The sequence below is a fragment of the Candidatus Viridilinea mediisalina genome (assembly GCF_002532535.1).
GTDB classification, from domain to species: Bacteria; Chloroflexota; Chloroflexia; order Chloroflexales; family Chloroflexaceae; genus Viridilinea; species Viridilinea mediisalina.
This window is the reverse complement of sequence record NZ_NQWI01000140.1, coordinates 1-11904: the sequence shown is the minus strand read 5'-3', so window position 1 is coordinate 11904 and position 11904 is coordinate 1. Positions and strand designations below refer to the sequence as shown.

Below are 11904 nucleotides of genomic sequence, written 5' to 3'. Positions count from 1 at the left end.
AGGATGGCCCTCACCCCCTACCCCCTTCGACAAGCTCTGGTTCGACAGGCTCACCAACCGGGCATCGCCTCTCCCACAACGTGGGAGAGGGGCGAAGGTAACGCGGTTTTGTTGTGTTGCTATGTTCGCTCTCCCGCTTTACCGCTTTACCGCTTTACCGCTTTACCGCTTTACCGCTTTACCGCTTCCAATAGGGCTACGGGGAAGTGTGCCAGTACGTCGCTCATCCAGAGGCCGGGGGTGCCTTCGTGTTCGCCCACATGCAGCTCGTGGCCGGTGAAGCGCTCGCGGTAGGCGGCACCAATGGGCGCGTCGGGGAGGGCGAGCCATGTGTCTTCCCAGAGATCGCCGGTGGGTGGCGTCACTTCGCCGCGTGCTAAGGTTAGGCTGAGGCGCGGGACGACGATGAGTACTTCGCCTGCCGCGCTACGCCGGGCATAGGCCACCACATGCTCGGCCTGTTCGCCTATAGCATTGAGTGGTAGGTAGTCGGCCCCAGCAAAGAGCTCCGGGTTTTCGCGGCGGAGCATGAGGGTGCTGTGTAGCATATAGAGCTTGATGCGGCCATCATGAGCCTGGGCCAGCAACTCGTTGGCGAGGGCTGCTTGTTCGCCGGCTGCCATGCGCTGCTTTAGGTCAGCTAAGACTTCGCGCCGTAAGCTAAAGTCTACCGGGCGGCGATTATCGGGATCAACCAGGCTCAAATCCCACAACTCGGTGCCCTGGTAGATGTCGGGAACCCCTGGTGCCGTGATCTTCACGAGGGTCTGGGCGAGGCTGTTGAAGCGCCCAAAGTAGGCCACGCGCCCCGCAAAGGTGTTGAGGCTGTCAAGGAAGCGTGTGCTGCGCCGGGGCTCAAGGATGCCCTCAACAAATTTGCGTACCGCTTCGTCATAGGCTGCGTTGGGGTTGACCCAACTGGTATAGACTTTTGCCTCCCGCGTGGCCTTCTCCATGTAGCGCACAATTCGTTCTTTGAACTGCGGTAAGCTAGGGGCGGTAAGATAGGGCTTGCTTTCTGTCGCTGCCGCCTCTCGCTTCTCCGCATCTCGCCTCCCCGCATCCTCTTCCCACTGATCAGGCCAAGCCCCCACCAAGGTCTGGTAGAGCAGGTACTCGTCGTTGCGCGAGGGCATCAGTTGGCCGTCCACTTCGCTGCGCTTACGGGCGTTGAGACGGCTCCAGCGGTTGACCATCTGCCGCCATTCGGCAGGGATTTCGGAGAGGACGTTGATGCGGGCGCGGACATCTTCGCTGCGCTTGGTGTCGTGGGTGGAGCTACTGAGCATGGAGTGGGGCCAGCGGCGGGCGCGGGTGCTGGCGTGGCGGTGCAGTTCGGCTACGCTGCCACCAAAGTGTTCGGGGTGCCCGCCCACTTCGTTGAGCGAGATGAGCCGGTTGTAGACATAGAAGGTGGTATCTTCAACCCCCTTGGCCATCACGGGGCCGCTGATCTGCTGGAACTTCATGACGAAGCGTACCACTTCGTCGCGGGCTTCTTCGTCAAAGCTCTCAAGGTTGCGTAGCAACAGCGTATCGCGCAGGAAGTTGAAGATCAGCCCGGCGGTACGCGGGTTGCGCCGCTGGGCATCGCGGATCGCCGCTTCGACATAGCGCTCGTCCCAGGGGGTGACGGTGCCGGGGCCACTGATGTAGGTGCGGTAGACCGGCAGGCTGGCGATGACCTCACGGATGGCGAAGGTGAGGCTGTTGAGGGTAAAATCGCGGAAGCGGCGATTGCTCTCGGTCAGCCGGTCGAGCATGTGGCTGAGCGTGTTGATCTCGCTGGCCAGCGAGACGAGCATGATCTCCTTCTTTTTGCTATTGACCAGGTTGGCAAAATTGGGGCGCGGCCCGGCGACATCGCTGTAGAGCCGATCGAGGGCTTTGCGGTTGCGCTGATCAACGAAGATGTTGTTGAGTTCATTGAGGAAATCGTAGCCGGTGGTACCCTCAACGGCCCAATCTTCGGGCAAGGTCTCGCCGTCGGTAAGGATCTTCTCGGCGATGACATAGAGCGGCCAGCGCAGCAATGGGCCAGCGGGGGCCGGTTCGGCCAATTCCTGCTCGATCCAGGTACTCACCTCGGGGGCCAAGCTGTCGGGCACCGCCTCCTCGTTGCCGGGCAGATTGGCAGCGGCCCAGTAGGCCAAGAAGTTCTCTTGCAACTGCCGAAAGTAGCTGGGCGGATTCCAGAGGCCGTCGGGGTGATCGATGCGTAGCCCATTGGCCTGCCCGCTGGCGATCAGCCGAAAGACAAGCTGGTGGGTCGCCTGAAGCACATCGGGCAATTCAACCCGAATCGCGGCCAGTTCGTTAATATCGAAGAAGCGGCGATAGTTGATCTCCTCAGCGGCGACGCGCCAGAAGGCGAGGCGGTAGGGCTGTTCACCGAGCAGCGCATCGAGGGCATCGAAGCTCCGCATGTCGCCGGGGGTGCCATTGAAATAGGCCAGTGTCTCAGCGATAGCTTGGCGGAAGGGTTCGCTCTGCTGGTAGAGATTATTGATGCGCCGCTTAATCACCTCTTTCTCGCGGTTACGCTCCTGAATTTTATCCGGTGCCGTCTCGGTGCGCGGCGGCAGGTAGGAGAGAGCAGTAATGATACTCTGCAACTCCGCCACATCAAGGTCATCGGCCCCGAGTTGCTCAAGCAGCGCCTCAAGCCGATACTCTAGGATCATGCGGTAGCTACGCGGATTGACGGGGAAGGTGTTCTCCCAATAGGTCAGGAAGAAGGCGCCATCGTTATAGTTGAGTTGCAGTTCACCGGCTTCAAGCACATCGCCATACTGGTTCCCCAGCACCGGCAGCAGCACTTTGTTGTGCAGTTGGGAAGGCACCGGATCCCATTCCACATCAAAATAGTGGGCATAGATCGAACTGGGGCCATTTTCCAGCAGATCAAGCCACCAGTTGTTACGCAGATCGCCAATGCCCATGTGGTTGGGCACTACATCAAGAATGAGGCCCAAACCATGCTGGCGCAAAGCAGCACTCCAGCGATCAAAGGCTTCTTCGCCCCCAATATCGGGGCTAATCTGGCTATGATCGGTGATGTCATAGCCGTGGGGACTACCCACCCGCGCTGTTAGAATGGGCGAGGCATAAGCATCACTGGCACCCAATTCGGCAATGTAGGCACTCACCTCTGCCGCAGCATCAAGCGGAAAATCGGCATTAAGCTGCAAGCGATAGGTTGCCTGGGGCGCACGACGGGGCAGACGGCTAAAGAGTTGTTCTAATGGTGTTGTCATATGGCTATTTTATGGTAAACGGAAACGCAGACGCCGACCAAGGGCGGTGAAGGCCGCAACCCACTCCCGCGCATCGGCGTAGCCTTGGCGCGCCTCTTCCTGGAATTCGACATAGATCGTCTGTAAGAGCTCGTAGTAGACATTCTGGATCTTCCAGACATCCACCTCGAAGGCCATGGTATGGGCGAGGCCCACGGCTTCATCAAGTTGGTGCAGTTGGCCAATCGCTTCGGGATTAGCCCGAAACTGTTCGGTGATGCGCTCGATGGTGCGGGCTAAGGCGTAGCCCAAACCTGGGCTGTCGAGGGTGACACCGGAACGGGTGGCTTCGTTACGCAGGGCTTGGATGCGATCAAGATCGAGCGCGTCGGCCTGAAGCAGGCGGCGCAACTCGGTATTGATCGCAAACTCGGCGGCAATCTGGAACTCACGCGGCACCGGCGTCCCCAAGCTGGCCAAGAAGCGCATGAGGGGCGCGTGGTACTCATAAATCTGGCGGTAGGCCGCCTCGGCTTCCGCGAGACTCGAATCGAGCACGGTGTTGATAATGTTGCGCTGCTCGTCGCCAAAGAGCGCTTTGAGCGAATAGGCTTCTTGGCTGAAGTAGCGATCCACAAGGCGCAACACCCCCGGAATATCGGCGCGTAAGAAGAGTTCACTCAATTCCGCCACAATGGTGTTGTAGCTCTCGCTGCTCTCGAATTCGCGCACCCCCCCGGAGATATTATGGTCGCCTAGGTGCAAGACGCCAAAGATGAGGTGTGCTTCATCGCCGGTAATGGTTGAGGTGATCTGGATGCGCCCCAGGGCCAGACGCGACTTACCCGACGGGATAAGCTGAAAATCTTCGCGCACGACGCTAAAGCAATAGACTTGGTCGCGCTCCTCATAGCTCTTGAAGAGCGAGGACATGGCATAGTGGGCGCCGACCTTACGCAGATCAACCATGGCGGGGCGCACATGCCGCTCATAAATGGCACGGCCATCGCCCAATTTGGGATTATTACTCTGGGCCCGCGCAAGCCGATCAAGGAAGGCGGGTTCGTAGTTCTCACCAAAGAGTTCGCGCGCAAGTTGCAGCGCCCGCCCGGCATACATCATCACCTGCACCGTCTCGATACCGGCCAGATCGTCGAAGAACCAGCCGCAGGAGGTATACATGAGCATCAGGTGACGTTGCATCTCCATCAGTTTCAGCACACTGATGCACTGACTGGGATCAAGTGGTTCGCGGGCGTGGTTTTGGAGAAAGGCGTTGCGGGTCTCAAGCGAGCGGTCGAGTACCAGGGTAATATAATCATCGCGGGCAGCCCAGGGATCATGCAGCAGACGCCGGCCCAGCCCCTCGAAGCGGGGCGCGAGGGTATCGCGTAGCCAGTCGAGGGCGGCGCGCAGGGGGGCACGCCAATGCTGACGCCAGCCAGGGTTACCGCCCGAATTGCAGCCACAGTCGCTATTCCAGCGGCCCACGCCATGAACACAGCTCCACGCAGTGTTCTCAACAATCTGCACCTCGTGGGTAGGCGGATACTCGGCCAAATAGGAGGCATAGTTGGTCAATTTGGCCAACCCGCGCTCTTCGATATACTGCAACGCATAGGCCAGCGCCATATCACCGTGGCGATGGTGGTGCCCATAGGTCTCACCGTCGGTCGCAATGTTGGCAATCTGAGGCCAAGGGCGATACTCGGTGAAGGTACTGGCAATACGGTTAGCAAAGATCGTCCCACTGACCAAGAGGCGCTCGAAGGCAACCGCACGCGAGACCGGGCCATCGTAGAAGAAGACGGCGATGGTGCGCCCACTCGGCAAGCGCACCAGGTAGGGGCGCGTCGGATCGATCCGCCCGTCACGCACATCACTCCAGACCGCATCGCCCAACTTGCGGCAATGGCTCACCTGATGCGGCTCAAGGATGGTGAAACTCAGCCCCTCATCGGCCATCAACTCCAGGGTAGCCAGATCAACCGCCGTCTCAGGCAGCCACATCCCTTCCGGGCGGCGCCCAAAGTGAAAAAGGAAATCTTGGATCCCCCAACGCACCTGGGTCAGCTTATCGCGCTGCGAAGCCAGGGGCATAATCATGTGATTGTAGCACTGCGCCATGGCCGAGCCGCGTCCAAAGAGGCGGCGGCTCTCATCATCGGCAGCAAGAATCGCCTCATAGACCGCAGGCATCTTTTCGGCCAACCAACTGAGCAGGGTGGGCCCCACATTGAAGCTAATCCGACTATAGTTATTGACGATCCGCACAATCTGGTCTTGCTCGTCAAGAATACGTGAAGCCGCATTCTCTTCGTAGCACTCAGCGGTAATGCGCTCGTTCCAATCGTGGTAGGGATAGGCCGAATCCTGCTGCTCAACCGCCTCAATCCAGGGATTCTCACGCGGGGGCTGGTAGAAATGTCCGTGGATACAGATGTAGCGTTCGGCCATTGTTTTTTTATGGCGCGGGCTGCGGCAAGCGCAGCCCGCGCCATCCTTTACAAGGGGGTATGCGGGGGAACCATGTTCCCCCGCCCCCCTTGGGGCGAAGAGGGTGTGCGGGGGAACATGGTTCCCCCGCATCCCTCCACCAGATCAGCCCTGGCTCTTGAAGAAGAGCGCACCGAGGGGCGGGAGGTCAACCACGAGCGAAGCGGGGCGGTTGTGGCTCGGCTGCTCTTCGGCCATGACGCCGCCAGCGTTGCCAACGCCGCTGCCCCAGTATTCCTTGGCATCGCTATTGAACAACTCCTGCCACCAGCCACCACGCGGTACGCCGACGCGGTAGCTCTCGCGGATCACCGGCGTACAGTTCATCAGCACAAGAATCTGGTCGCCGTTGGATGCCTTGCGCAGGAACGCATAGGTGCTATTATCGGCATCATTGGCATCAATCCACTCATAGCCCTCGGCATCACAATCCAGTTCGTGCAGGGCCGGCTCGGTGCGATAGAGCCGGTTCAGATCGGCGAGGGCGGTCAAGACCCCTTGGTGCGAGGGGAACATCAGCAGGTGCCAATCGAGGCTCTCGTCGTGCTTCCACTCGCGCCACTGGCCAAACTCACAGCCCATAAAGAGCAATTTCTTGCCCGGCTGGCCAAAGAGGTAGCCGTAGAGCAGGCGCAGGTTGGCGAACTTCTGCCACACATCGCCCGACATCTTATCCAGCAGCGAACCCTTGCCATGCACCACCTCATCGTGGGAGACAGAGAGGACATAGTTCTCGCTGAACATATAGAGCCCACGGAAGGTCAGTTCATTGTGGTGGTAGCGGCGATAGATCGGATCGCGGTGGAAGTAGGAGAGCGTATCGTGCATCCAGCCCATATCCCACTTGAAGCCAAAGCCCAGCCCGCCCACATAGGTTGGACGGGAGACCATCGGCCATGCGGTTGACTCCTCGGCAATCGTCTGCACACCGGGGAAGTTCTTATAGACCTCGGTGTTAAACTGGCGCAGGAACATGATCGCCTCAATGTTCTCATTGCCGCCATACTCATTGGGAATCCACTCACCCGGATTGCGCGAGTAGTCGAGGTAGAGCATACTGGCCACGGCGTCTACGCGCAGGCCGTCAATGTGGAACTTATCGAGCCAACAGAGCGCCGAGCTAATCAGGAAGCTCCGCACCTCATTGCGCCCATAGTTGAAGATGTAGCTCCCCCAATCGGGATGGTAGCCCTTACGCGGATCGGCGTGCTCGTAGAGGTGGGTTCCATCGAAATAGCTCAAACCAAAGCCATCGGTGGGGAAGTGGGATGGCACCCAATCGAGAATAATCCCGATCCCCTCTTTGTGCAGGTAATCCACGAAATACATGAAATCCTGCGGCGTCCCATAGCGACTCGTTGGCGCAAAGAAGCCAGTGGTCTGGTAGCCCCACGAGCCAAAGAAGGGGTGTTCGGTGATGGGCAGCAGTTCAATGTGGGTAAAGCCACAGCGCTTGACGTGTTCTGCGAGGCGCGGCGCAATCTCGCGGTAGCTAAGTGAGCGCCCCTCCTCTTCGGGCACCCGCATCCACGAGCCAAGGTGTACCTCATAGATAGACATGGGCGCATTCAGGTTTTGGGACTGGGTACGCTGCTGGATCCACTCCTCATCGCCCCACTCATACTCACGATCCCAGACAATCGAAGCGGTACGCGGCGGCATCTCATTGGTGGTCGCAAAGGGATCGGCCTTATCCTCTTTGTAGGCGTGGTAGCGCGAAGAGACGTGGAACTTGTAGCATGCGCCCTTCACCACCCCAGGAATAAAGGCTTCCCAAATGCCAGAGTTGCCGCGCAACTGCATCGGGTTGAGGCCCGCGTGCCAATTGTTCCAATCGCCAATCACCGCCACATACTCGGCATTGGGGGCCCAGACGGCGAAGTAGGTACCCTCTTGGCCATCAATCGTAGTGACGTGGGCACCCATCTTCTCATGGAGGCGGAAGTGGTTGCCCTCACCAAAGATATAGAGGTCATCATCGGTCAGGAAGGGCGAACCAGGCGGGGGCGCAGTGGGAATCGCAGCCACGGGGTGGGGCGACGCGCTAGTGGGATGGGCGGCCACCGCCGCAGCCACCGCATCACTCGACGCACTCGACTGCGGCGGCTCCACGTAGTGTTCGGGGGTAGCGGCCATCGGCCCAGAGCCATCATCTTCGGAGGGCACTGCGGCGAGCGCCGCTTCAGCCGCTAGGGCCGCAGCCTCCTCGGCGGGCACGGTGACCCCCTTGGATTCAGCGGGCGGCGCGGCGGGCGCTTCGGGCGGCGCGGCGGGCGCTTCGGACACTGGCATGGTTGGTGAGGATTCGGTCGAAGCCACTTGGGCAACATCCCCTTCGGCCTTGCGCTTCTTCGGTGCCCGCTTGGGCTTCTCGGCGGCCTGTTCAGCGACCTTGGGTGTCTCTTGCTCCTCAGCGGACTTCGCACGGCTGCGGCGTGGTTTCTTTTGTTCTTCGGACATGTATTGGTTACCTCTCGTAAGCTATGATGATAGTTGGGGGCTGTTGGGGCTACGCCCCAAATTATCTTTTTCCATTCGTGTTGGCGGCGAAGCCGCCAACACGAATGGAAAAAAATTCTTTAACCGGGGTTTGGGGAAACTTGGTTTCCCCAAATCACTCAGTCTCAAGTTGACGCAACACCCCAGACAACGGAATGCCGAGCCATGTAGGTCGGTTATTCATCTCGTAGGCAATCTCATAGATCGCCTTCTCCAGAATAAAGATCTCCAGCAGGGTCTCTAGGTCGGCGCGATTGTTGGGCATGAAGGGAGCCCCGTTGGCGGCTTCGCGGTAGCTATTGAGGAAGGCCGCACTGACCCAAAAGGCCCAGAAGTCGGCCCATTGGCGCAGGTTGGTCTCCTCTTCGGGCGAAACGGTGGTTGACTCTAGGCGAGTAAAGAGGCTGCTGTAGGCGGCGTACTGGTAGGAGCGCAGCATCCCTGCGACATCGCGCAGCGGTGAGCGTTTAATGCGCCTTTCACTGATGGGGCGCGCTGGCTCGCCCTCAAAGTCAATGATCATGTAGTCCTTGCCAGTATAGAGCACCTGGCCAAGGTGGTAGTCGCCGTGGATACGGGTGCGGGCCGCTTCGATCTTACCGGCAGTGATGCGGCGGAAGCGGGCGGTCAGTTCAGCTTCATGGCTGAGCAGGCGGGTCGCATCATCACGCACATGGTCGGGCAGTTTGGGCAGCAGTTTGCGCAAGCCCTGGAAGGTGGCACTGGCCTGACTGCGCATCGCCTGGAAGAGGCCGCGCTGGTAGAGCAGCGAGAAGGGTTCGGGCGCAAAGGCGGGCGAACGACCACGGGCGAGGGCAAGGTGCAGTTCGGCGGTGCGTTGGGCCAACAGGCGCGCCGCTTCCAGGTGGGCGGCGACGAAATCGGCATAGGGTGCGGGCGGCGCATCGGGCGCATCGAGCAGCGCCGTGAGCGTCGCTTCACTCGTGGGTGCGGCCAGATCGGGTTCGGCGAGGACATCCTCGAAGTAGCTGCGGAGCACATCGAGCGAGAAGCCGAAGGCATCGCCCTCATTGGGCACAAAGCTCTGGAGCATCCCCAGGGTGGTTGGTTCCTGCCCAGGGCGGGTATACTCCAGCGCACCGGCCAAGGGGGGCGTATGCTGGAAATTGGCCTCATCAGTGAGGTAGCGGCTCACCTCAAGATCGGGGTTAACACCGTGATCGAGCTTACGATAGAGCTTCATAATCAGGCGGCCCCCAAAGTTGATCGAGGTATTGCTCTGTTCCCCCCGCATCACTGAGGGGTCGAGGTTGGTGCCAGTCCCCGCGAGGGCACGCAGGGTACGGGTACCAAGGCCAGCCAACTCGCCGCCGCGCTCACCGCGCAGCCGTCGGCGGCCCATAATCAACTCGAGCAGGGCACTACAGAACTCCCGATCCACCAGCGGATCATAGATAAGCCCCGGCTCCTGTTGGCTCTGCTGGAAGCGCATGCCCGCGATCACCGCGTGGCGGTTATTCTGCAGAATCTCGTGGGCCCGTTCGCCTTCGGCGTAGGCCATCGGCAGCAAATAGATCTCGCTGTTATCCTCAATATACTGCACACTGACGAGTACAAGGTAGGCCAGGCCGTAGCTATAGGGCACAATGATCGTATCGCTAATCGTGACCGACTTGATCTTGCGCGATTTGGAACCAAACCAGCGGCGCGGGCGCATGTACTGCGGCAGGACGTGTTCCAACTGCACCTGCCGCCCATCGTAGAAGATCGCATCCCAGCCGCCCGCTTCAATCGTAATCAACTCCGGCTCGGCGCTGTCGGTGGGTACGCTATCGGGGCGCATACCCTCGACCCGCTGGGGCACGAGGTGGAACCAGTAGAAGCTGTGGGGGCCAATGGTGAACATGTAGGGATGTTCCGTAATACCGGGGAACTCCACCTGACCAAACATCTCCACCGGCATCATCCCGCGAAAGGCGGAGAGGTCAACCTCTACGGCTTGGACAAAGCGCGAGAGATTGGCAATCACGAGGATCAGGTCATCTTCATAGCGGCGCACAAAGACCAGCACCTTACGATTTTCGGGGTGCAAGAACTCAAGTGTGCCGCGTCCGAAAGCCTTATAGCGCTTACGTAGCGCAATCAGGCGGCGCGTCCACCAGAGCAGCGAATGTTGGTTGGCTGACTGGTTCTCGACGTTGACCATCTCGTAGTGGTACTCAGGATCGGTAATCACCGGCAAAAAGAGGCGCTGCGGATTGGCACGCGAAAAGCCCGCATTGCGGTCGCCTGTCCACTGCATAGGCGTCCGCACACCGTTGCGATCACCCAGGTAGATATTGTCACCCATGCCAATCTCATCGCCATAGTATAGCACAGGTGTACCAGGAAGCGAAAAGAGCAGGCCGTTCATCAACTCAATCTTACGGCGATGGTTGCCCAGCAGCGGCGCCAAGCGGCGGCGGATGCCCAGATTGATGCGTGCCTGGGGATCACTCGCATAGGTGCGGTACATATAGTCCCGCTCCTCATCAGTCACCATCTCCAGGGTCAACTCATCGTGGTTACGCAAAAAGATCGCCCACTGGCAATTATCGGGAATCGAGGGCGTCTGGTGCATAATATCCACAATCGGGAAGCGATTCTCCTGATGCACCGCCATATAGAGCCGTGGCATCACCGAGAAGTGGAAAGCCATATGGCACTCATCGCCATCCCCAAAGTAGGAGATCAGGTCTTCAGGCCACTGATTCGCCTCAGCGAGCAGCATACGCCCCGGATATTTTTCATCAATATGGGCCCGCAGTTGCTTGAGGTAGGTGTGGGTTTGGGGCAGATTCTCGCAGTTGGTGCCCTCCTCCTCATAGAGGTAAGGAATGGCATCCAAACGCAAGCCATCCACCCCCATATCGAGCCAAAACTCCATCACCTTGACAATTGCGCGATGGACAGCGGGATTCTCAAAGTTGAGATCGGGCTGGTGGCTATAGAAACGGTGCCAGAAATAGGCTCCCGCCACCGGATCCCAGGTCCAATTGGAGGTCTCAAAGTCCTTAAAGATAATCCGCGCATCTTTATACTTATTAGGATTATCGGACCAGACATAGAAATCGCGGAATGACGTGCCGGGGCGTGAGCGGCGGGCACGCTGGAACCAGGGGTGTTGGTCGGAGGTATGGTTACAGACCAACTCAGTAATCACGCGCAGCCCACGGCGATGGGCCTCGCGGATAAACGTCCGCACATCGGCAATATCGCCATAGGAGGGGTTCACATCGGTATAATCAGCGATGTCGTAGCCGTCATCCTTGAGCGGAGAGGGATAGAAGGGCAAGAGCCAGATCGCCGTAATGCCCAATTCTTGCAGGTAATCGAGGCGACTCGTGAGCCCTTTGAAGTCGCCAATCCCATCGCCACCGCTATCAGCGAAAGCACGGACGTGAATTTCATAGATGATCGCGTCCTTATACCAGAGCGGATCGCCCGTGAAGATTTGGGGATGCCTGGAACGCGGCTGTCTGCTTACACTCATGATCACCCTAGTTTGACAAGGTTTTAGAAACGGCCTTCCAGCTTTATAGTTGGAGTGCCGACTTATGGTCTTCCAGTAAATAATCCGCTAACCAGACCTCGCAGATCTGGCATATCTATCAGGTCTAGTCCGTGCCGCGACACCGGATTAATTTCTGGAAGACCATTAGTCGGCATCCAA

The 11904-nt window shown here is 59.0% G+C and carries 4 protein-coding genes; all 4 read right to left on the bottom strand.

Annotated features, from left to right (window positions below):
* Positions 1 to 170 precede the first annotated feature (170 nt).
* The gene (treY, locus tag CJ255_RS19150; RefSeq protein ID WP_097645696.1) at positions 171 to 3257 is read right to left on the bottom strand and encodes a malto-oligosyltrehalose synthase; all 3087 of its coding nucleotides are present in this window, start codon (positions 3255 to 3257) and stop codon (positions 171 to 173) included.
* Positions 3258 to 3266: 9 nt separating this feature from the next.
* Positions 3267 to 5693: a DUF3536 domain-containing protein gene (locus CJ255_RS19145; protein WP_097645695.1), complete on the bottom strand. Its 2427-nt coding sequence runs from the start codon at positions 5691 to 5693 to the stop codon at positions 3267 to 3269.
* A gap of 144 nt (positions 5694 to 5837) precedes the next feature.
* Entirely contained in the window at positions 5838 to 8192 is a 2355-nt protein-coding gene (gene glgB, locus CJ255_RS19140) for a 1,4-alpha-glucan branching protein GlgB (protein ID WP_174714083.1), read from the bottom strand.
* A 154-nt stretch (positions 8193 to 8346) separates the two neighbouring features.
* Positions 8347 to 11724 carry a maltose alpha-D-glucosyltransferase gene (gene treS / locus CJ255_RS19135; protein WP_097645694.1) on the bottom strand — a complete coding sequence of 1126 codons (3378 nt, stop codon included), beginning with the start codon at positions 11722 to 11724 and terminating at the stop codon, positions 8347 to 8349.
* Positions 11725 to 11904 lie beyond the last annotated feature (180 nt).

Bases quoted from the DNA above. Each gene is read 5' to 3' on its own strand.
- glgB (WP_174714083.1), bottom strand. From the start codon at position 8,192: ATGTCCGAAGAACAAAAGAAACCACGCCGCAGCCGTGCGAAGTCCGCT.
- treY (WP_097645696.1), bottom strand. From the start codon at position 3,257: ATGACAACACCATTAGAACAACTCTTTAGCCGTCTGCCCCGTCGTGCG.
- treS (WP_097645694.1), bottom strand. From the start codon at position 11,724: ATGAGTGTAAGCAGACAGCCGCGTTCCAGGCATCCCCAAATCTTCACG.
- CJ255_RS19145 (WP_097645695.1), bottom strand. From the start codon at position 5,693: ATGGCCGAACGCTACATCTGTATCCACGGACATTTCTACCAGCCCCCG.